We start from the raw sequence: 20,852 nt of genomic DNA on the forward strand, positions 1-20,852 counted from the left end.
TCGGACGCCACGCGTCAGAACGGCGGCGGCTCGTCGCTCGTGAAGCCGGTGGGCGTCAGCACCTGCACCGTGCCATTCGGCCGGGATCGGAAGCGCATCGCGGTGGAATGTCGGCGCGCATGGTCGGCGGGGCAGAGCGGCCGCAACGAGCGGAGGTCGGTCGTCCCGCCGCGGCTCCACTCGGTGATGTGGTCGATGTCGGCGTCGAGGGCGAGGCGCGTGCAGCCGTCGCGGCTGCAGGTGCCGTGCTGGAGGACGAGCCACTCCCGCTGCGCCGTCGTCGGACGACGGCGACGCCGGTCCAGATCGACGATCACGCCGCGTGCGGGGTCGTGGATGACGCGGCGGAAGCTCGTCGCGTCGAGGAAGAGCTGCGACGCCGTCAACGGGTCGATCGTGTCGCCGCCGACGACGCGGGCCTGCTCCGCGAAGCCGGATCCTCCGCACATCGTGCAGCGACCGTGCTCGTCTGCTGTTCTGCCCTCCATGACGCCGATCGGGACGGTGACGAAGACCTTCGTCTGGACGGCGGTCGGCGTGCCCACTCCGCGCAGCCAGGCGGAGGCGAGATCGGCGCGGAGCTGATCGCGGTCGCGTCCGCCGCGTTCGGTCTTCTGCACGTGCTTGGCGGTCGCGGTCAGCCGGCGCCGGGCGGCGAGGGCGTCGGCCGTCGTCATCAGCACCGCGAACCACGACATGCCGTCCTGGTCCTCCTCGACGACGACCCGCCGTTCGGCGAAGGCGTCCCGGTGACGTGTGCTCGCGTCGCGCGGGTCGAGACGGTCGAGCAGGATGCGGAGGCGCCGACGGAACGCGGCGGGGGGCAGTGTCAGCACCCACTCGCTCGTGGCCTCGTCGACGAGCGCGACGGCCTCCGCGGCGAGGCGGCGGGCCTCGGCACCCGCGTCCTGGCCGGGAAGGAGACGCACGATCGCGTCGGTCGTGGCCTCGACGAGAGCGAACGGTGCGAAGCCTTCGCGAGCGCGCCGCCACAGGCGGGCGAGGTGCTGTCGGGCGCTGCGGGCGACGGCGGCATCCGACCGGATGCGGTTCTCGGAGAGCTGCAGGCGCAGTGAGATGTCGAGCATGACGGCGAGTTCCGCCGCGTGCGCGCCGGCGGCGCCCTCGAGCGGGGTGTACACATACGGGTGGCCGAGGGCGTAGTCGATCGCGTCCCGGATGCCGTCGGCGCGCAGCGCTGCGCGACGGTTGACCTCCATCTGATCGGCGAGGAGGTCGTTCAGCACGCCCGCGAGCGCCCGGTGTGCCGGGGTCTCCGCGAGTGCGTCCATGCCTCCACTGTGCCAGGGGGTTCCGACATCGGTACCGGTCCCGGCCCGCCAAGCCGCCGCCCCCGCGCGAACTAGACTGGGGCGGATGTCTTCTGCACCCGATCCCCGCACCACGACCGCCTCCGGCTCCGATGTCCGCGTGCGCTTCTGCCCGTCGCCGACGGGACTGCCGCACGTGGGAATGGTCCGCACCGCGCTCTTCAACTGGGCGTACGCGCGCCACAACGGCGGAAAGATGGTCTTCCGCATCGAGGACACCGACGCCGCGCGGGACAGCGAGGAGAGCTACCGTCAGCTCCTGGACGCGCTGACCTGGCTCGAGATCGACTGGGACGAGGGCGTGGAGAAGGGCGGTCCGCACGCCCCTTACCGCCAGTCGCAGCGCCACGACATCTATCGCGGCGTGCTCGACAAGCTCATCGCGACCGGTGCCGTGTACGAGTCGTACTCGACGGCCGAGGAGATCGACGCCCGCAACGAGGCCAACGGCAGGGCGAAGCAGCTCGGCTACGACAACCACGACCGCACGCTCACCGAGGAGCAGAGGGCGGCCTTCCGGGCCGAGGGCCGTGAGCCCGCGTGGCGTCTGCGCGTTCCTGACCACGACCTCACCTACATCGACCTGATCCGCGGCGAGGTGACCTTCCCGGCCGGGTCCTTCCCCGACTTCGTCGTCGTCCGCGCGGGAGGCATCCCGCTCTACACCTTCGTGAACCCGGTGGACGACGCGCTCATGGGCATCACCCACGTCCTGCGCGGCGAAGACCTCATGCCGTCGACGGCACGCCAGCTCGCGCTGTACGGCGCGCTCATCGACGCGGGCGTCACGGCGTACGTGCCGCGCTTCGCGCACATGCCCCTCGTCCTCGGCGAGGAGGGCAACAAGAAGCTCTCCAAGCGCGACCCCAAGGCGGACCTCTTCCTGCAGCGGGACAAGGGCTTCATCCACGAGGGACTCCTGAACTACCTGTCGCTCCTCGGCTGGTCGATCGCCGCCGACCGCGACGTGTTCTCGCGTCAGGAGCTGATCGACGCGTTCGACATCGTGAACGTGAACCCGAACCCGGCCCGCTTCGACCAGAAGAAGGCCGAGTCGATCAACGGCGACCATGTCCGGATGCTGGAGCCGACCGACTTCGCGGCGCGCCTCGTCCCCTACCTCGCCGCCGCAGGCCTCGTGAGCGAGCCGCCCACGGCCGTGCAGCAGGAGATCCTGGATGCCGCGGCCCCGCTCGTGCAGGAGCGGATGCAGCTCCTCGGCGATGCTCCCGGACTCCTCGGCTTCCTGTTCCGCGACGAGGTCGTTTACGAGGAGGACGCGCTGAAGGGCCTTCCCGCCAACGCGGGGGAGGTGCTGACGGCATCCGTCGACGCGCTCGAATCGGTGCCCGGTGAGGCGTTCGACGCCGCGTCCGTCCAGGACGTCCTCTCGGCCGCCCTGATCGACGGACTCGCGCTGAAGCCCCGCGTCGCGTACGGCCCGCTGCGCGTCGCGGTGAGCGGTCGCCGGGTGTCACCGCCGCTCTTCGAGTCCATGGAGCTGCTCGGAAAGCCGGAGTCGGTGCGGCGCCTCCGCGCGCTCGTCGCGCACCTCGGCTGACACGTCGCTCGGTTTGGCGGGGCCCGCGGAGTGGGCTAAGCTTGACCTTCGGAACGGCTTCGGCCGGACCACCTTGGGGTATGGTGTAATTGGCAACACGGAGGTTTCTGGTACCTTTGTTCTTGGTTCGAGTCCAGGTACCCCAGCAAGGAAAACCCCCGCTCAGGCGGGGGTTTCCTCGTTTCAGGACGCCGGATGCGGCGTCACCGGGAGCGGCTCCTCCAACGTGAACACCAGGCGCGCCGGCACGGTGCCGTCGAGCACGGCCGCCATCGCGTCGTTGACGGTGGACAGCGCGCGGGGGACCGCGATCACCGTCGTCCGCCCCGCCGCGTGGAGGTCGAAGACCTCGATGAGATCCTGGCGCGTCCCCACGATCGACCCGATGATCGAGATGCCCTTCAGCACGGTGTCGAAGATCGGGACCGTGAGCGATCCGTCGGCCGGCAGGGACACGAGGATCATGCGGCCCCCGCGGTTCAGCGCGGCGAAGGCCTGGGAGAACACGGCGGGGTCGACCGCGAGCACGATCGCCACGTCGGCGCCGCCGAGGCGCTGGATCTCCGCGACGGGGTCCGCCTCCGCCGCGTTGACGACGTGATCGGCGCCGAGTTCGCGTGCCAGGCGGAGCTTGTCTTCCGTGACGTCGATCGCGATGACGATTCCGCCCACGAGGCGTGCGTACTGCACGGCCAGGTGCCCGAGCCCGCCGATCCCGAAGACGGCGACCCGCTCGCCGGGCACCACCCGGGCGCCCTTGACGGCCGCGTACGTCGTGACGCCCGCGCAGGTCAACGGCGCGGCATCCAGTGCGGAGACTGCCGCGGGCACCGGGACGGCGAACCGTGCGTCGGCGAGCACGTACTCGGCATACGACCCGTCGACGGCGTAGCCGGTGTTGTACTGCTTCTCGCAGAGGTTCTCGCGGCCGTCGACGCAGTAGCGGCATTCGCCGCATGCGTGCCCCAGCCAGGGCAGGGCGACCCGCTGGCCGACGGTGCGGGACGTCACCCCGTCGCCGAGTCGTTCGACGATGCCCACGCCCTCGTGGCCCGGCACGAGGGGAAGCGGCGGCTTCACCGGCCAGTCCCCGCGGACCGCGTGGATGTCGGTGTGGCAGAGACCGCAGGCCTCCACGCGCACGAGCACCTGTCCGGGCCCCGGGTCCGGAATCGGCCGGTCCTCGATGGTGAGCGGCTTGTCGAATGCGGTTGCGACGGCGGCGTGCATGATTCCCCCTCGGTCTGATGGTGTTCGCCATCAGTCTCCGCGCCGTGCCGTGACGGCGAGGGGGCCAAGGTCCTCCCGCGTCAGCGCATCGCGTCGCCGATGTAGGAGTACTTCACGAAGACCTCCGACGCCCAGCCGGCCTCGTCGAGGACACCCTGCACCGCCGTGAGCATGTACTTCGAGTCCCAGCCCATGTAGAGGTACTGCCCCTCGGCCAGTTCGTCCCACTGGCCGTTCCAGGCCATCGCGGGGTAGACCGGGCCGCCGCGGCGCGCGCTGAAGTCGACGACGCTCTGCCGCGAGTCGGCCCAGAGCCGCTTGAAGATCCGGTTGAAGAGGTACCTGACGTCCTTGACCTCCCAGTGCTCGCCGCGGTATTCGACGTAGTCGAACTCCCGCTGCCATCCGCGCGGCCAGCCGCGCCGGCGCTTGGCGTCCAGGACCGGCGTCAGGTTGTCGTCGTCGATGCTCACGACCGCCGGGCGCTCCCAGACGCGGACGAAGAGGTCGGTCAGGTGCTCGGTCCGCGCGGCGATCGCCGCCGTGCCCCATGCCGGCGTCTCGGCGAGCTCGCGCGTCGGCACGACGCGGCTCCGTGCGTACAGCGCGCGCTTCGCGGCGAACGAGGAGTCCAGTGCTCGATCGGCGAGGTCTTCCTCGAGCAGCGCCAGATTGCCGAGCGTCTGCGCGAGCGCGCGGTGGCTGTTCTGCTCGTCGTCGGTGTAGTCGGCCCAGCGCCGTGCGCCGTCGCCGCTCCAGTCATCCGACGGGGCGAGTGGGAACACGTGCTCGACGTCGAGGCCCTCGACCTCGTCGACCCCGGACAGGCGTCCGAGGACATAGGGGGCGTGCGGCAGATCGCCGTACTTGAGACCGACGCGCACCCGCTCGTCGGACGGGGTGATGCGTGCGATCGCGCGGACGAGCGCATCGCGCCCGTCATCCATCGCCCGGCAGAGCCGCGCCACGAGACGGTCGGTGGAGATCCCGACGATCTTCCGGCGGAGGAGGAGCGACTGCAGATGCTCGAGCGCCCCGATCAGCTCATCGACGCCCAGCGCCCCGTGGCGGTGATCGCGGTACAGCCGCATGACGAGCGGGTACATGCCGCGACCGAACGTGTTGAGGTAGCCGAACTGGCGACCGACCTCGGCATCCGGTGCCGCAGCGGGTTCCAGCAGCAGCCGGTAGATCTCGGAGAACTCGCGCCACTGCGTCGCCCGCTCGCGGAGCGTCTCGACGTCCAGGCGCGGGAACTCGTGTCGGAACGCGTCGTAGACGCCGCGTTCACCGGTGACCGTCACCTCGCGACCGGTCAGCATCACGAGGTAGTGGCGCCAGAAGCTCCCGATCTGCTGGCCGGTGTTCCGCTCGATCGGCAGCCAGAACTGCTCCTCGATCTCGCTCTGCTCGGCATGCGAGAGCCCCATCAGGACGTAGTTGTGGATCAGTTCGTGATCGCGCAGCGGCTCGCCCGTCGAGTTGAGGCTCTCGAAGATCTGCTGGGCGTTGGCCTCCGCGCCGAGCGTGATCGACACGTGCTCGAGACGCTGCAGCCCGCGCCAGATGTGCGCGGCCTCGTCCGGGCGGATCTGACTGCGGAAGAACGCGTAGTTGTCGTCGAACCGCGATTCGCGCTCGTCGTCGGCGGGGGAGCGGTCTCCCAGCACCACGCTCTCGAACACGTCGGCCCATGCGCGGTGCGGGCGGAGCTTCGTGCGTGTCGCGTCGTCGGTGCGCACGAGGACCCGTTCGAGCTCGGCGGCCGTCGCCGGGTCGTGGCCGCGCAGCGTGTGATGCAGCGCCGCGACGAGAAGCATGAGGGTCGTGATCCGCTGCTGCCCGTCGATGAGGACGAGGTGGGCGTCGTCATCGTGCGACGTGCTGGCCGTCGACAGGATCGAGCCGAGGAAGTGGGTCTCCCCGGCATCGGCTGCGGCGACGGCGCGGATGTCGCCGAGCAGCTGCTCGCACCCGCCGATGTCCCACCGGTACTGGCGCTGGTACACCGGGACCACGATCGTGGTGTCGGATGCCGAGAGCCAGCCGATCGTGTTGACGGCGGTCGCTTCGACATTCGTGGCGGTGCTCATGTGCTCCGAATCGCTCCTCACAGGGCCAGGTCGAGTTTAGTCGCCGCGCTCCAGAACCCTCGCAGGACGCCTCGGTAGGCTTGCCCGCAGTTGGACCTGTAAAAACGTGCTGGTCCTCTACGAAAGGGCATGATTCAGATCATGGGTTACATCAAGTCTGCGGCGCTGGAAGAGACGGGCTACGTCGTCCTCGACCGCTACAACAAGGAGATCGACCCCAAGGAGTGGCTCGACATCGAGTACGTCGACTGGAAGTCCTCCGGCGACACGCGCTTCGCGCCGCTCGCATCCGCCAAGGGCGAGATCGAGTGCAACGGCTTCTGGAACCACAAGCCCCCGCGCACCGACAAGGACGGCGTCTGGATCCCGGAGCAGACGGAGAAGGCGCCCACCCTCACCGAGCGTGCGCAGGAGCCCGGCGCCAACGTCGGTCGCTGCCGCATCATCGAGCTGCAGCCGAACACGTACGCCGACTGCCTCTACAACCTGCACCAGGACGACAACAACCGCCTGAACCCGGACGGCACCGGCTGGGTCGTGCGCGGCTTCTTCAACCTCACCGACGACAAGACCAGCTACTTCGTCCTGCGCGAGAACCGCACCGACCCGAGCGAGGAGACCCGCATCGCGCTCCCCGCCGGCGCGCAGCTCATCGTCGACACGCAGCGCCTCTGGCACGCCGCCACGCACGACGGCGACGAGCCCCGCTACTGCCTCATCACGTCGTGGACCTCCGGCCCCGAGCTGGACGCGTACATCGAGAAGTACAACGGCGTGAACAAGGTGGAGAGCTACCCCGTCGACCAGGAGACGCTGGATGCCGGACAGGCCGAGCAGGCCCGCCGCATCGCCGCCCGTGCGGCGGCCCTCGCCGCGCGCGGCCAGGCGGAGGTCATCGCGATGAGCGAGGCCTGAGCCGCAGTCCGCCTGACGCGCAGAAGGTCCCGGCCGATCGGCCGGGACCTTCTGTCGTCTGCGGCGTCAGGCCGTGACGAGCCCGCGCACGCGGTTGCGGTGGCTGATGCGGTGGCCGACCCACAGCGCGAGCGCGATGAGCCCCGCGATGGCGACCCCGAACAGCCACGGCAGGAGGGTCGGGAGGAGGCCCGACGTCCCGGCTGCCAGCTGGCCCGTGCCGTCCGCGATCTGGGTGTTCCCGTCGCTGAGCTGGGTCGAGCCGTCGGCGAGCGTGCCAGCGCCGTCCGCGAGCTGCGTCGTGCCGTCGGCGAGCGTCGTGCTGCCGGTGGACAGTGCCCCGAGGCCCGTGGCGAGGCTGCCGGCGCCCTCCGCGAGAGCGCCCGTGCCGTCGGCGAGCGAGGTCGCCCCGGAGGCGAGCGTCCCGGCGCCGGTGGCGAGGTTCTGCGCGCCGGCCATGAGGCGGAGCGACCCGTCGTTGAGTCGCTGCGTGCCGGCGTTCAGCTCGGCGAGGCCGCTCGCGAGCTCACCCGTCTTGCCGGCGAGCGTCGCGCCGCCCGCGGTGAGCTGGCCCGACTTCGAGCGGAGCGTGGACAGACCGCCGGAGACCTCCGACGCGCCGGTCTTCAGCTTGCCGAGGCCCGCCGACAGTTCGGCGGACTTCGTCTTCGCCGTCTGGAGGCCGGTCGCGAGCTCGCCGCTCTTGGCCGCCACGGTGGACAGGCCGCCCGCGATCTCGCCGGCACCGTCCCGCGCGGTCGCAAGGCCGGTCGCGAGGCTCGACGCACCGGCCGACAGCGTCCCGACACCCGTCGACAGTTCGCCCGACTTCGTGGCGAGCGTGTCGAGACCCGTCGAGAGGCCCTCCGCACCGGTGCGCAGCGATCCAGCGCCGGCCGACAGCGTCGTCAGGCCGTCGCGGAGGCCCACGACACCGTCCCGGACGGCGGCGGCCCCGCCGCTCACGGAGTCAGCGCCGGCCTTGATGTTCCCGGCGGCGGTCGCGAACCCCTGGAGGTACGCGACGACCGTGGCGTTGGCGGGGTCGGCGGACAGCGTCGTGGCCAGGCCGGCGATCGAGTCGCGGAGCGAGCCGAGGTTCGCTGCGACGTCGGCGGCGCCGGCGGCCACCGGCGCGGCGCCGGCAGCCGCCTGCGTGGCACCGGCGAGGGCCGTCGCGGCGCCGGAGTCGAGCTGCACGGCGCCGGACTTCACGCTCTGGGCGCCGGTCGCCGCACCGGCGATTCCGCCGGCGAGCTGGGCGGCACCGGATGCCGCGGAGGCGAGGCCGGCGGAGAGGCTGCCGGCACCCGCCGATGCGGTGGCGACGCCGGTGGAGAGGCGTGCGGCGCCTGCGGAGAGGGTGCCGACGCCCGCGGTGAGCTGCGAGGCGCCGTCAGCGGCACCGCCGAGACCCGTCGCGAGCAGTGCGCCACCGTCGGAGGCGGTCGTCATGCCGGCGGCGAGCGTGCCGGCGCCCGCGTCGAGGCGGTCGATGCCCGCCTTGGCCGTGTCGATGCCCGTGGACAGGCGTCCCGCGCCCGCGGCGATCAGGCCCGCGCCGCCGGACGCCTTCGTCGCACCGGCGTGGAGGCGCACCGCGCCGTCGCGGTTCGCGACCGTGCCGTCGGCGAGGGTGCCGGCGCCCGTCGCGAGCGTCTGGGAACCCGCCGACAGCGCGGTGGCACCCGCAGCGGCCGATGCGGCACCGTCGGCGAGCTTCGTCGCGCCCTCGGAGGCCGTCGTCGCACCGTCCTTCACCTGGCCGGCGCCGGCGGAGAGCTCGGAAGCTCCCGCGGCCAGGCGCTGCGCGCCGTCGGCGACGTCCGATGCGCCGGCCTGAGCACGCGCGGCGCCCGAGTCGAGCTCGGCGGCGCCGGCGGTGAGCTTCGCCGCCGTCAGGAAGTAGAGGATCGTCATCGCCGCCAGCAGCACGCTGAGGGTGATGACCGTGATGCGCATGCCCAACCCGTGGGCGTGCGTGTCGGTACTCGTCATTGAGACTCCGTTGTTTCGCGCCTGAACGCAGGCGTGGCGGGCACTCCGGCTGGCGCCGGTGGACACGTGATCGGGGAATGGATCGCCGTCCCGACGCTCCGCGAACGGACCGCCCGCGACGGCTGTGTCGCGGAAGTTCCCCGAAGCTAACAGGCGCCGGACGATTCCCGAGTATTGCCCGCATCGCTCTGGCGGCGACACTCAGTCTCAATCGAGGTGAACCTCCGTGCCTTGTAGGCATTCCACAAACGCGGCCGCAGGGGCGCGATCGCGGGCGGCGTCGGCGGATACCGACCCCGCGAGGAATCCATGCAAAACAACATTGCGTCTGTGTTGATCTCTGTTGTACTCTGTTGCCGATCGGGAGGTCACCTTGTACGCAATGGAGCGACAGCAGCTCATCGAGCAGCTCATCGACACGGAGGGACGCGTCGCGGTCGTCGACCTCGCCGAGCGGTTCGGCGTCACGACGGAGACCGTCCGCCGCGACCTCGGTCTGCTCGAGCACCGCGGCGTCCTCCAGCGCGTCCACGGCGGTGCCGTCGTCCCGCTGCGCACCAGCACCGTCGAACCGTCGCTCGCGGAGCGCTCCGAGCGCCGCAGCGCCGCGAAGGAGGCCATCGCCCGACGTGCCCTCGATGCGCTCGTGCCCGGCGCGACCGTCTCGGTCTACCTCGACGCCGGCACGACCACGGCCGCGGTCGCCCGGCTCCTCGCCGATCGGCACCCCGAGCTGCCGCTCGAAGTCGTCACGCACGCCATGACGATCGGGCACCTGCTTGCGGGCGCGGGGGGAGTGAACCTGACGGCCATCGGCGGACGCGTCCGCGGCCTGACCGCGGCCGCGGTCGGCGCACAGACCGTCGCGGCCATCGAGCACCTCCGGCCGGACATCGCGTTCATCGGAGCCAACGGCGTCTCCGCGGACTTCGGGGTGAGCACCCCCGACCCCGACGAGGCTGCGGTCAAGCGCGCCGTGGTCGCCTCCGCGCGGCGGGTCATCCTCGTCGCCGACGCCGACAAGCTGGATGCCGACCTCCTCGTCTCCTTCGCCGGCCTGGACGAGATCGACGTCCTCGTCACCGACGCGCCGCCGTCCGCGGCACTCGCGGCGGCACTGGACGAGGCCGGGACGGAGGTGTGGCTCGCATGATCGTCACGCTCACCGCCAATCCCTCCCTCGACCGCACGATCACCCTGGCCGAGCCGTTGCAGCCCGGAGCCGTGCAGGCCGCGCTGTCGGCTCGCGAGGACGCGGGCGGCAAGGGGATCAACGTCGCCCGCGTCGTGCACGCCGCGGCCGTGGAGACCCTCGCCGTGCTGCCCCTGGATGCCGACGACCCCTTCGCCGCCGCCCTCCGCCACACCGGCATCCCGGTGCTTCCGGTCGCCGCGGCAGGCGCGACGCGCGCCAACGTGACGATCACCGACCCGGCGGGGGAGACGACAAAGCTCAACCTGCCGGGCGCCGTGCTCTCCGCCGACGACGCGGACCGGCTCGTCGCGGCGGTCGCCCGTGCCGCAGAGGGCGCTCAGTGGGTCGTGCTCGCCGGCTCCCTGCCGCCCGGACTCCCGGACGACTTCTATGTCACCGTCATCCGTGCGGTGCGGGCGCGCGGGGGCGAACGCGCTCCGCGCATCGCGGTGGATACGTCGGGTGCGGCGCTGCGCGCCGTGGTCGCCGATGGTGCGCCCGACCTCATCAAGCCCAACGACGACGAGCTCGTCGAGCTCACCGGGGGACGACTGGACGCGTCCGTCCCGCTGGCCGACGCCGTGCACGCCCTCGCCCGCGCGATCGTGCCGGGCAAGGTCGCCGCGGCATTCGTGACCCTCGGCGGCGAAGGCGCCGTGCTGGTCGACGCCACCGGCGCCTGGCACGGCACCCCGCCGCCGACCCGCGTCCGCAGCACCGTCGGCGCGGGGGACAGCTCGCTCGCCGGCTTCCTTCTCGCCCACGTCGCCGGCGCCGGACCCGAGGAGTGCGTCCGCTCCGGCATCCGGTACGGCTCCGCCGCGGCCGCCCTCCCGGGCACGCAGGCGCCCACTCCCGACGATCTCCCCGCCGGTGACGTGCCGGTGCGGACGCTCACCCCCTGACGCGCGACCGCGCGAGCACATCCCCATCCATCTCGACAAACGACAACGACCACTGGAGGTCACCGTGGCAGAGACCATCACGCCGGCACTCGTCAGCCTCGACGAGTCGCTCGGCGACGACAAGCGCGCCGTCATCGGCGCCCTCGCGGCACGCGTCGCCGCAGAGGGGCGCGCCACCGACGGCGCCGCCCTCGCCGACGACGCGTGGGCGCGGGAGCAGAAGGACGAGACCGGGCTCCCCGGCGGCATCGCCATCCCGCACGCCAAGAGCGCCGCGGTCACCCAGGCGAGCCTCGCGTTCGCCCGGCTGAAGCCGGCCGTGGCGTTCGGCGCGCCGGACGGCCCCGCCGACCTCGTCTTCCTCATCGCCGCTCCCGACACGGCCGCCGAGGAGCACCTCGCCGTCCTGTCCAAGCTCGCCCGCAGCCTCATGCGGGAGGACTTCCTCGCCGGGCTGCGCGCCGCGACCACCGCGGACGAGGTCGTCGCGATCGTCCGCGATGCCATCTCGGATGCGCCGGCGCCCGCCCCCGTTGCGGCGCCGCCGACGCCCGCCGCCGCGACCGTCCCGGACGGCTCGACGATCGACGGCCGCCCGGCCCGCATCGTCGCGGTCACCTCCTGCGCCACCGGCATCGCGCACACCTTCATGGCCGCCGACGCACTGACCGCCGCGGGCGTCGCGGCGGGCGTGGACCTCGCCGTCGAGCCGCAGGGCTCCAGCGGCTACCAGGCGCTGCCGCAGCAGGTCATCGACGACGCGGATGCCGTCATCTTCGCGACCGACGTCGACGTCCGCGAACTCGGTCGCTTCGCCGGCAAGCCGGTCGTGCGCTCGGGTGTCAAGCGGGGCATCGAGCAGCCGCGCCAGCTCATCGCGGAAGCCGTCGCGGCCGCGGGCAACCCGTCCGCCGCCCGGGTGAGCGCCGGCGCCGCGACGACGGGGACGAGCACGACCTCGTCCGCCCAGCTGTCCTGGGGGACCCGGATCCAGCGGATCCTCCTCACCGGCGTCAGCTACATGATCCCCTTCGTCGCCGGCGGCGGCCTGCTCATCGCCCTCGGGTTCCTCCTGGGCGGGTACCGCGTCACGGACAACGCGGCGAAGGTCATCATCGCCAACTCGCTGTGGAACCTGCCGACCGAGGACATCACGTCCGACCTCGGCCCCCTCGGCCAGTATCTCGGCTCGGTCGCGTTCGTGATCGGCGTCACGTCGATGGGCTTCCTCGTCGCGGCCCTCGCCGGCTACATCGCCTTCGCGATCGCCGACCGGCCCGGCATCGCACCGGGCTTCGTCGCCGGTGCCGTCGCCGTGACCATGAACGCCGGGTTCATCGGCGGCATCATCGGCGGCCTGCTCGCGGGCGTCGTCGCGTGGTGGCTCGGAAGCCTCTCGGTGCCGCGCTGGCTCCGCGGACTCATGCCGGTCGTGATCATCCCGCTCGTCGGATCCATCGTGGCGTCGGGTCTCATGATCCTCTTCCTCGGCCGCCCGATCGCGACCCTCATGACCTGGCTCACGGACGGCCTCACGGCGCTCACCCAGAGCGGCGCGGGCGTCATCGGCGTCGGCGTCATCCTCGGTCTCATGATGTGCTTCGACCTCGGCGGCCCCGTCAACAAGGTCGCCTACGTCTTCGCGACCACGGGGCTCGCGGCCGGATCGGACAGCAACGTGGCGCCGTACCTCATCATGGCGGCCGTCATGTGCGCCGGCATGGTGCCGCCGCTCGCCCTGGCCCTCGCCTCGACGGTGATGGCGCGTCCGCTGTTCACCCCCGTCGAGCGGGAGAACGGCAAGGCCGCGTGGCTGCTGGGCGCCGCCTTCATCAGCGAGGGCGCCATCCCGTTCGCCGCGGCCGACCCGCTGCGCGTCATCCCGGCCTCGATGGTCGGCGGTGCTGTCACCGGCGCACTCAGCATGTGGTTCGGCGTCACGAGCTTCGCCCCGCACGGCGGCATCTTCGTGCTGTTCGCCATCGCCCCGGTGTGGGGTTTCCTGGTCGCGCTCGTGGCGGGTACGGTCGTCTCAGCGGTCCTGATCGTCGTGCTCAAGAAGTTCGTCGGCCACAGGAACCCCATCCAGGCCGAGGCAGCCGTCGTCGCCCCGGTCGCGGCATAACCGAACAGGAGAACGACATGGCAGAACGTACCGCCACCATCGCGAGCAGCTCGGGCCTGCACGCCCGCCCGGCGAAGCTCTTCGTCCAGAAGGTGCAGGAGACCGGTGTCCCGGTCACCATCGCCGTCCCCGGCGGAGCGGACCTCAACGCGGGCAGCATCCTGAGCCTCATGGGCCTGGGCGCCACGCAGGGCACCGTGGTGACGCTCAAGGCGGAGGGCGACGGCGCCGAGTCGGCGCTCGACACGCTCGCGGCCTTCCTCGAGGTCGACCACGACGCCGAGGCCTGAACCGCGCCACGCACGAACGACGGATGCCGCGAGCCCTTCGGGGCCCGCGGCATCCGTCGTCTCACGTGCGGACGGTCAGAGGTCGACCGATTCGCCGGGGTCGAGCGCGAGGAACTCCCCGCCGCCCTGCTCGGTCGCCCACCGGAGACGCTGCCGGCCCATCTCGCGGCCGATCTGCGACAGCGTCATGTCGTGGGTGCCGAACGAGCGGCGCGGGGCCACCGCGAGGACGAAGTCCATGGCCTCGCCGATCTTGAGCCACGGGGCGCCGACGGGCGCCGCGAGCAGCCGCACGTCCTTCCCGTCCAGAACGGTGTAGGAGTCGCCGGGGTAGTAGAACTCGTCGTTCACCAGCACGCCCACGTTGTCGACGACGGGGATCGTCTCGTGGATGACGGCGTGCTGCCCGCCGAAGAACTCGAGTGTGAACGGCTCGAGCTCGACCGTCTCCCCGGGGGAGACGGTGATGATGTCGAAGCCCGCCGCGGCCGCCGCGACACCCGCCGGACCGTAGATGGGGGTTCCCGGCGCGGCCTTCAGGAGGCGATCCAGATGCTCGGACGTCCAGTGGTCGGGGTGCTCGTGCGTGAGGACGATCCCGATCAGGTCCTGCAGCTCCGCGAGGGGGAGCGTGAAGGACCCGGGGTCGACGATGAGGGTCTTGCCCTCGCGCTCGAGACGGAGGCAGGCATGTTCGTGCTTGGTGACGCGCATGAGCCCAGTCAACGCGTGCCGGGGGCGTTCGAGCAAGCTCCGGCCTCGATTTGGCCGAGCCGCGAGAGGCATGGCATAATCGAACGGTTGCGTGAAACGGCCCCATCGTATAGCGGCCTAGTACGCCGCCCTCTCACGGCGGTAACGCGGGTTCGAATCCCGCTGGGGTCACCAACACGAAAGCCCGGTCCGAGGACCGGGCTTTCGGCATTCCCGACGGGGTCCGCTCAGGCCTCCGGGTCCGGCGCCACCGCAGCCCGCCGCCGGCGACGCGCCGACCGGACGGCCCAGACGATGAGCCCGAGGACGGCGAGGACGACGATCCAGGGGAGCAGGAAGCCCAGCCCGATGACGATCCCGTTGACCGTCGCGACGAGCCCGCTCCAGCCGGCCGCCAGGCCGTCGCCGAAGCCGGCGGGATCGGCTTTCACGACCTCCTGCGGCTCGTACAGCGTCACCGTGAGGGTCGACATGGCCACCTGGTCATCGATCGACGCGAGCTGCTGCTGGTAGGACTCCAGCTCCGCCTGGCGCTGCGCGAGCGCGCTCTCGGCGGCGAGCAGGTCGGCGGTCGAGCTCGCCTCGGCCATGAGGTCGGTGAGCCGCGTCACCGAGGCCTTGAGTGCGTCGATCCGCGCGCGCAGGTCGACCGCCTCCGTCGTGACGTCGCGCTTCTCGAGCTGGGACGCCATGACGTCGCCGACGTCGGCGAGCGCGCGGGTCTGGGCGGTCAGCTCGTCGGCCGGCACCCGCACGGTGATCCACGTGCCCGACGGGGAGGTCCAGACGTCGCCGCCGTCCCCGATGACGTCGGGCGCGGCCTGACCCTCGCCTGCGAGGCTGAGCGTCTCGACGTAGCCGCCGGCCCGCTCCGCGGCATCGCCGATCTCCCGCGCCGCCGCAGCGACGTCGTCGACCTGCACCGACGCGGACGCCGTCGCGATGATCTCGCGCGCCAGGTCCGCATCCGGAGCCAGGGCGCCCGGTTCGGTGGCGGATCCGGCATCACCTCCGGAATCACCGCCGGACTCCTCGCCCACGCTGCCGTCGGTCCACACCTCGGGGGCACCGGCTTCGTCCGCAGTGCTCGCCGCGCCGACCCCCATGAGCCCGCCCAGCTGCGGCCCGACGACGGCGGCCGCGATCACGACGGCCGCCGCGGCGGCGCCGCCGATCCACCAGCGGCCGCGGCGCGCGCGCCGCTTCCTGTCCTCGTCGACGTGCGCCGCCGTCCGGGCGGCGCGCTCGGCCGCGATCGCGGCGAACAGCGCCTCTTCCATCTCGTCGACGCGGTCGTCGGCGAGCTCGGGCAGTGTCACATCTTCGACGTTCATGTCCCCTCCGTTCCGATGGCAGTCCGCACCTGGGTGCGGATGCGGGAGAGACGATTGCGGACGACCCCGTGCGACACGCCGAGCTGCTCCGCGGCTGCCTGGTAGGCATAGCCCTCCGTCGCGCACAGCCGGAAGATCTGCTGGTCCAGCGGACTGAGCGTCGACACCTCCGCGAGGATGCGCTCCGCGAGCGCCGCCGTGATGACCTGCTCCTCGACGTCCACCGTCGCCGGCAGGGTCTCGTCGGCAGCGGCCGCCGTGTGGATGCGGTCGCGCTTGAGGCGCCGGATGCGGTTCGCGCACTGGAACCGGCAGATCGTCGCGAGCCAGGGGAGAAGCGATTCCCCCGCCAGCTCCATCCCGGGCAGTTTCCGCCACGCCGCGAGGAACGTCTCCTGTGCGACGTCCTCCGCATCCACGGTGTTGCCGAGGATGCCGTACGCGAGCCAGTACACCGGGCGCACGTACGCCCGGTACAGCGCGCGGAACGCCTCGTCGCTCCCGCTCGCCGCCGCAGCGACGAGCGCGGCGTCGGTGCGCACGGCCGGCTCGGTCATCGTGTCCTCATCGTCTCTCACCCCAGGAGTGTCGTCCACGGCCACAGCGTCTCACGGCGCGGGCACCGCAGGGCTCCCTGTATCCTGGAACACGCGAGAGGGAGTATCCCGTCCTCGCGCGTCCGTCATCACGGGTCCCGTCGCTGAGACCCCGGGCGCGCGCCGCACCACGTGCGGGGGAGAGACTTTCGACGTTCCGTCACCCCTCCTGAAAGGCCCGTATGGACCTCCCTGTCTGGTTCGAGATCGGCTCCATGGCCGTCCTCCTCATCATCCTCGTCGCCGACCTGCTGCTGGTCATAAAGCGACCGCACATCCCGTCCAACAAGGAATCGACCCTGTGGGTCCTCTTCTACGTCGCTCTGGCGCTCGTCTTCGCGGGTCTGATGTGGTGGTTCGCGGGCGGCGAGTACGCGGGGCAGTTCGTCGCCGGCTGGCTGACCGAGTACAGCCTCTCGATCGACAACCTGTTCGTGTTCGTGCTGATCATGTCCCAGTTCTCGGTGCCGCGCCGGTATCAGCAGAAGGTGCTGATGGTCGGCATCATCATCGCGCTCGTCCTCCGCGGCATCTTCATCCTGCTGGGCGCCGCGATCATCGAGAACTTCCTGCCGATCTTCTACCTGTTCGGCGCCTTCCTCATCTGGACCGCGTGGAAGCAGGCCTTCCCCGGCGGCGACCACGACGAGGACGTCAAGCAGGAGACGTTCATCGTGCGGCTCCTCCGTCGCACGGTCGACATCAGCGAGACGTACGACGGCTCGAAGGTCCGCACGGTCGTGGACGGGAAGAGGATGTTCACGCCGATGATCATCGTCTTCGCCGCGATCGGGGTGACGGACCTGCTGTTCGCGCTCGACTCGATCCCGGCGATCTTCGGCATCACGCAGAACGCCTTCATCGTCTTCACGGCCAACATCTTCGCCCTCATGGGCCTGCGCCAGCTGTACTTCCTCCTGGGCGGCCTCCTCGACCGCCTGCGGTACCTGCACTACGGGATCGCCTTCATCCTCGCGTTCATCGGCGTGAAGCTCATCTTCCACGCCATGCACGAGAACGAGGTCCCGTTCATCAACGGCGGCGAGCACATCGAGTGGGTCCCCGACATCTCCACGTGGATGTCGCTCGGAGTGATCATCGTCTCGATGGTCGTCGCGACCGTGGCGAGCCTCATCGCGTCGGCGCGCGACAGCCGGCGGGACGAGTCCGGCACGCCTGTCGCCGCGGCGACCGCCGTCGCGGAGGAGAAGGGCACGCCCGCCGTCGTGGAGCAGCCCCACGCGGACCAGCGCGACTGAGGTCGCCGGCACCGGCTGCCGGGACTTTACCGGACGGTGTCGCCGGATTACACCCCCGCGCCGGGTGTCGCCCGCCTGTGCTTGAGTTGCTGCAGGAGGTGCGCCCGTGATCGAGTTCCGCGACGTGACCAAGCAGTATCCCGACGGCACGCTGGCAGTCGACGCGTTCAGCCTCGTGCTCCCGGCCCACAAGACCACCGTCTTCGTCGGCTCCTCGGGATGCGGCAAGACCACCCTGCTGCGCATGATCAACCGGATGGTGGAGCCCACGTCCGGGACGATCCTCATCGACGGCGATCCCATCCAGGGGCAGGATGCCGTGCGCCTGCGGCGCAGCATCGGGTACGTCATGCAGAACAGCGGCCTGCTGCCGCACGTCTCGGTGGTCGACAACGTCGCGACCGTGCCGCTGCTGCAGGGCACGCCGCGTCGTGCCGCGCGCGAGCGCGCGCTCGAGCTCCTCGACGTCGTGGGCCTGGATCGATCGCTCGCGAACCGCTACCCGAGCCAGCTCTCCGGCGGCCAGCAGCAGCGCGTGGGGGTCGCCCGCGGTCTCGCGTCCGACCCCAACATCCTGCTGATGGACGAGCCGTTCGGCGCCGTCGACCCGATCGTCCGCGCCGAGCTGCAGCAGGAGGTCATCCGTCTGCAGCGCGAGCTCGACAAGACCGTCGTCTTCGTGACGCACGACATCGATGAGGCGTTCCTCCTCGGCGACCAGGTCGTGATCCTCGAGAAGGGCGCCACGATCGCGCAGGTCGGCAGTCCGAGCGAGATCATCGAGGCGCCCGCGAGTGCCTTCGTCGCCGACTTCATCGGCTCCGAGCGCGGCAAGCGGGCGCTGCGGCTGAAGGAGACGGCGAACGGCACCGTCGTCGTCGACGGGCTGGGGCGCACGCAGGGCGCGCTCGTCCGGGGGGATGCCCCGTCGTGAGCTGGGTCCTCGACAACCTCGACCTCATCCTGCAGCTGTCGATCGTGCACGTCCGCCAGAGCGTCCCGCCGCTCGTCCTGGGGCTGGTGCTCTCGCTGCCGCTCGGGTGGCTGGCATGGCGCTACCGTGCGGCCCGTGGCGCGATCCTCAGTGTCACGGGGCTCCTGTACACGATCCCGTCCCTCGCGCTCCTGCCGATCCTGCCGGTGATCTTCGGCATCAGCGCCCTCAGCGAGGCGAACCTCATCACCGCGCTGACGATCTACGCCGTCGCGCTGCTGACGAGGTCCGTGGCGGAAGGTCTGGCCTCGGTCGATCCCGACGTGCGTCTCGCGGCGACCGCCGTGGGCTACGGACCCGTGCGGCGCTTCTGGGCCGTCGACCTGCCGCTGTCCGGCCCCGTCATCCTGGCGGGACTGCGTGTGACCGCCGCCAGCACGATCGCCCTCGCGACCGTCGGCATCCTGATCGGCGTCACGAACCTCGGCTACCTGTTCACGAACGGACTGCAGCGCCGCATCATCCCGGAAGTGCTCGCGGGCCTCGTCGCGGTGGGGCTCATCGCCCTGCTGGTCGACCTGGCGCTCGTGCTGGCCGGCCGCGTCCTCCTGCCGTGGACGCGCCGCGCGTCCACGGCCCGCGCCGCGTCGAGCCGCGCCGTCGTCCCCGTGGAGGCCCCGGCGTGAACCTCATCATCGACGCCGTCGAGTGGCTGCTGAACGGCGACCGGTCCCGCACCGCGTCCATTCCGGAGGCGCTCGGCCAGCACCTGCTGCTGACGCTCGTCTCCGTGCTGATCGCCGCCGCGATCGCCATCCCGATCGGCTGGCTCGTCGGACACACGGGTCGCGGGCGCGACGCCGCCGTCGCCGTCTCCGGCGCGGCGCGGGCGATCCCCTCGTTCGGGCTCATGATCCTCCTCGTCCTGCTCCTGGGCGTCCTGCACAAGCCCGAGGCCGCCGTCATCACCTTCGTCCTCCTCGCGATCCCTTCGCTCCTCGCCGGCGCCTACACGGGGTTCGAGGCCATCGACCGCACGACGGTCGACGCGGGGCGTGCCGTGGGCATGACCGAGTGGCAGGTGCTCTGGCGCATCGAGGTCCCGCTGGGTCTTCCCCTCCTCGTCGGCGGGATCCGGGCGGCGACGCTGCAGGTCATCGCGACCGTGACGATCGCGGCGTACCTGAACGTCGGCGGCCTCGGGCAGTACATCATCACCGGCATCCCGCTCCGCCGCTTCGACATGGTCCTCGGCGGTGCGCTGCTCGTGGCCACGCTGGCCCTCGCCGTCGACGGTCTGTTCGCGCTCGCGCAGCGGCTCGCCGTCCCGCGCGGCGTGCGCGCGGCATCCGATCGCCACTCCGTTCCGAAGACCACCCGGCGCCGTTCGGCGCCGGCCTGACCCCATCACCACCGAAAGAGAGAAACGCACATGTTCACAGCACGGAAGAAGCGCGTGCTCGGCATCGCGACCTTCGCCCTGACCGCATCGCTGGCTCTCGCCGGCTGCGGGACGAGCGACCCGCTCGCCGAGGAGTCCACGCCGGCCGGCGGCGAGACCGACACGATCGTGGTCGGCTCGCAGGCCTACTACTCCAACGAGATCATCGCCGAGATCTACGCGCAGGCGCTCGAGGGCGCCGGCTTCGAGGTCGAGCGCACCTTCAACATCGGTCAGCGCGACGCCTACCTGCCGTCGCTGGAGAGCGGCGAGGTCGACCTCTTCCCCGAGTACAGCGGCAACCTGCTGCAGTTCTACGACGCGGAGACCGAGGCGCGGAGCCCCGAGGACGTCTACACGGCCCTCGCCGACGCCCTGCCCGAGGGCCTCACCGTCCTCGAGCAGTCCACCGCGAGCGACCAGGACTCGTACACCGTGACCGAGGCCTTCGCCGAGGAGAACGACCTCACCACGATCGCCGACCTCGCGAACGTCTCCACGCCGCTCACGCTCGGCGGCCCCGCCGAGCTCGCGGAGCGCCCGTACGGGCCGGACGGCCTGAAGTCGACGTACGGCGTCGACGTCGCGTTCGAGGCGACCGGTGACACGACCGTCGAGGAGCTCGTCGCGGACACCGTCAACGTGGCGAACGTCTACACGGCCGACCCGCGCATCCAGACGCAGAAGCTGCGGGTCCTCGAAGACCCGGAGGCCCTGTTCCTGGCGTCCAACGTCGTGCCGCTCGTGAACGCGGACATCGCCGAGGAGATCGCCGACGTCATCAACGCCGTCAGCGCCGCTCTCACGCCGGAGGGCCTGGTCTCGCTCAACGTGCAGTCGCAGGACGAGCAGAAGTCGGCGGAGGACATCGCGACCGCGTGGCTCGCGGAGAACGACCTGGCCTGATCCGCCGCGTCGCAGGGGTCGGTCC

General features: G+C 71.3%; 18 protein-coding genes and 2 tRNA genes. 13 read left to right on the forward strand and 7 right to left on the reverse strand.

Annotated features, from left to right (window positions below; translation table 11 throughout):
* Window positions 1-14: 14 nt before the first annotated feature.
* Window positions 15-1,292 carry an HNH endonuclease signature motif containing protein gene (locus tag QZL85_RS02605; protein WP_295573238.1) on the reverse strand — a complete coding sequence of 426 codons (1,278 nt, stop codon included), beginning with the start codon at window positions 1,290-1,292 and terminating at the stop codon, window positions 15-17.
* A gap of 85 nt (window positions 1,293-1,377) precedes the next feature.
* Here QZL85_RS02605 and gltX point away from each other — a divergent pair, with 85 nt between their 5' ends.
* Together gltX and QZL85_RS02615 are read left to right on the forward strand one after the other, a co-directional pair.
* Entirely contained in the window at window positions 1,378-2,892 is a 1,515-nt protein-coding gene (gltX, locus tag QZL85_RS02610; RefSeq protein ID WP_295573241.1) for a glutamate--tRNA ligase, read from the forward strand.
* Window positions 2,893-2,966: 74 nt separating this feature from the next.
* A tRNA-Gln gene (locus QZL85_RS02615) sits at window positions 2,967-3,038 on the forward strand.
* Window positions 3,039-3,075: 37 nt separating this feature from the next.
* On the opposite strand, the gene QZL85_RS02620 is transcribed toward QZL85_RS02615, so the two are convergent.
* Window positions 3,076-4,122, reverse strand: a complete 1,047-nt coding sequence (locus tag QZL85_RS02620) for an alcohol dehydrogenase catalytic domain-containing protein (protein ID WP_295573244.1) — start codon at window positions 4,120-4,122, stop codon at window positions 3,076-3,078.
* 80 nt (window positions 4,123-4,202) lie between these two features.
* Window positions 4,203-6,215: a DUF262 domain-containing protein gene (locus QZL85_RS02625; protein ID WP_295573247.1), complete on the reverse strand. Its 2,013-nt coding sequence runs from the start codon at window positions 6,213-6,215 to the stop codon at window positions 4,203-4,205.
* 141 nt (window positions 6,216-6,356) lie between these two features.
* On the opposite strand from QZL85_RS02625, the gene QZL85_RS02630 reads away from it, so the two are divergent.
* Entirely contained in the window at window positions 6,357-7,130 is a 774-nt protein-coding gene (locus tag QZL85_RS02630; RefSeq protein WP_295573250.1) for a hypothetical protein, read from the forward strand.
* 66 nt (window positions 7,131-7,196) lie between these two features.
* Here QZL85_RS02630 and QZL85_RS02635 read toward each other — a convergent pair whose 3' ends face one another.
* Window positions 7,197-9,128, reverse strand: coding sequence for a hypothetical protein (locus QZL85_RS02635; protein ID WP_295573253.1), 1,932 nt, complete (start codon window positions 9,126-9,128; stop codon window positions 7,197-7,199).
* Between the two features lie 373 nt (window positions 9,129-9,501).
* On the opposite strand from QZL85_RS02635, the gene QZL85_RS02640 reads away from it, so the two are divergent.
* From QZL85_RS02640 to QZL85_RS02655, 4 genes are all read left to right on the forward strand, one after another.
* Window positions 9,502-10,281, forward strand: a complete 780-nt coding sequence (locus tag QZL85_RS02640) for a DeoR/GlpR family DNA-binding transcription regulator (RefSeq protein ID WP_295573257.1) — start codon at window positions 9,502-9,504, stop codon at window positions 10,279-10,281.
* Entirely contained in the window at window positions 10,278-11,228 is a 951-nt protein-coding gene (gene pfkB, locus QZL85_RS02645) for a 1-phosphofructokinase (protein WP_295573261.1), read from the forward strand. Before QZL85_RS02640 ends, pfkB begins: the two co-directional genes overlap by 4 nt.
* A 64-nt stretch (window positions 11,229-11,292) precedes the next feature.
* Window positions 11,293-13,353 carry a fructose-specific PTS transporter subunit EIIC gene (locus tag QZL85_RS02650; RefSeq protein WP_295573264.1) on the forward strand — a complete coding sequence of 687 codons (2,061 nt, stop codon included), beginning with the start codon at window positions 11,293-11,295 and terminating at the stop codon, window positions 13,351-13,353.
* Window positions 13,354-13,370: 17 nt separating this feature from the next.
* Window positions 13,371-13,643 carry an HPr family phosphocarrier protein gene (locus QZL85_RS02655; protein ID WP_295573267.1) on the forward strand — a complete coding sequence of 91 codons (273 nt, stop codon included), beginning with the start codon at window positions 13,371-13,373 and terminating at the stop codon, window positions 13,641-13,643.
* A gap of 75 nt (window positions 13,644-13,718) precedes the next feature.
* Here the strand turns inward: QZL85_RS02655 and QZL85_RS02660 are convergent, their stop codons facing one another.
* On the reverse strand, window positions 13,719-14,357 hold the full coding sequence (locus tag QZL85_RS02660; protein ID WP_295573269.1) for an MBL fold metallo-hydrolase: 639 nt from the start codon (window positions 14,355-14,357) through the stop codon (window positions 13,719-13,721).
* A 98-nt stretch (window positions 14,358-14,455) separates the two neighbouring features.
* Between QZL85_RS02660 and QZL85_RS02665 the strand changes: the two genes are divergently transcribed.
* A tRNA-Glu gene (locus tag QZL85_RS02665) sits at window positions 14,456-14,531 on the forward strand.
* Window positions 14,532-14,584: 53 nt separating this feature from the next.
* Here the strand turns inward: QZL85_RS02665 and QZL85_RS02670 are convergent.
* Together QZL85_RS02670 and QZL85_RS02675 are read right to left on the reverse strand one after the other, a co-directional pair.
* Window positions 14,585-15,691, reverse strand: coding sequence for a DUF4349 domain-containing protein (locus QZL85_RS02670; protein WP_295573271.1), 1,107 nt, complete (start codon window positions 15,689-15,691; stop codon window positions 14,585-14,587).
* Window positions 15,688-16,248, reverse strand: a complete 561-nt coding sequence (locus tag QZL85_RS02675; RefSeq protein WP_295573932.1) for an RNA polymerase sigma factor — start codon at window positions 16,246-16,248, stop codon at window positions 15,688-15,690. Before QZL85_RS02675 ends, QZL85_RS02670 begins: the two co-directional genes overlap by 4 nt.
* Before the next feature lie 221 nt (window positions 16,249-16,469).
* Here QZL85_RS02675 and QZL85_RS02680 point away from each other — a divergent pair, with 221 nt between their 5' ends.
* From QZL85_RS02680 to QZL85_RS02700, 5 genes are all read left to right on the forward strand, one after another.
* Window positions 16,470-17,546 (forward strand): TerC family protein, encoded by a 1,077-nt coding sequence (locus tag QZL85_RS02680; RefSeq protein WP_295573274.1) that lies wholly within the window; start codon window positions 16,470-16,472, stop codon window positions 17,544-17,546.
* 106 nt (window positions 17,547-17,652) lie between these two features.
* A complete protein-coding gene (locus QZL85_RS02685; RefSeq protein WP_295573277.1) occupies window positions 17,653-18,480 on the forward strand; it encodes an ABC transporter ATP-binding protein in 828 nt (275 codons plus the stop codon).
* Entirely contained in the window at window positions 18,477-19,166 is a 690-nt protein-coding gene (locus tag QZL85_RS02690) for an ABC transporter permease (RefSeq protein ID WP_295573280.1), read from the forward strand. The genes QZL85_RS02685 and QZL85_RS02690 overlap by 4 nt, the downstream gene beginning before the upstream one ends.
* The gene (locus QZL85_RS02695; RefSeq protein WP_295573283.1) at window positions 19,163-19,882 is read left to right on the forward strand and encodes an ABC transporter permease; all 720 of its coding nucleotides are present in this window, start codon (window positions 19,163-19,165) and stop codon (window positions 19,880-19,882) included. Before QZL85_RS02690 ends, QZL85_RS02695 begins: the two co-directional genes overlap by 4 nt.
* Window positions 19,883-19,912: 30 nt before the next feature.
* Window positions 19,913-20,827, forward strand: a complete 915-nt coding sequence (locus tag QZL85_RS02700; protein WP_295573285.1) for an ABC transporter substrate-binding protein — start codon at window positions 19,913-19,915, stop codon at window positions 20,825-20,827.
* Window positions 20,828-20,852 lie beyond the last annotated feature (25 nt).

Source organism: uncultured Microbacterium sp. (genome assembly GCF_900078385.1).
Lineage (GTDB): Bacteria > Actinomycetota > Actinomycetes > Actinomycetales > Microbacteriaceae > Microbacterium.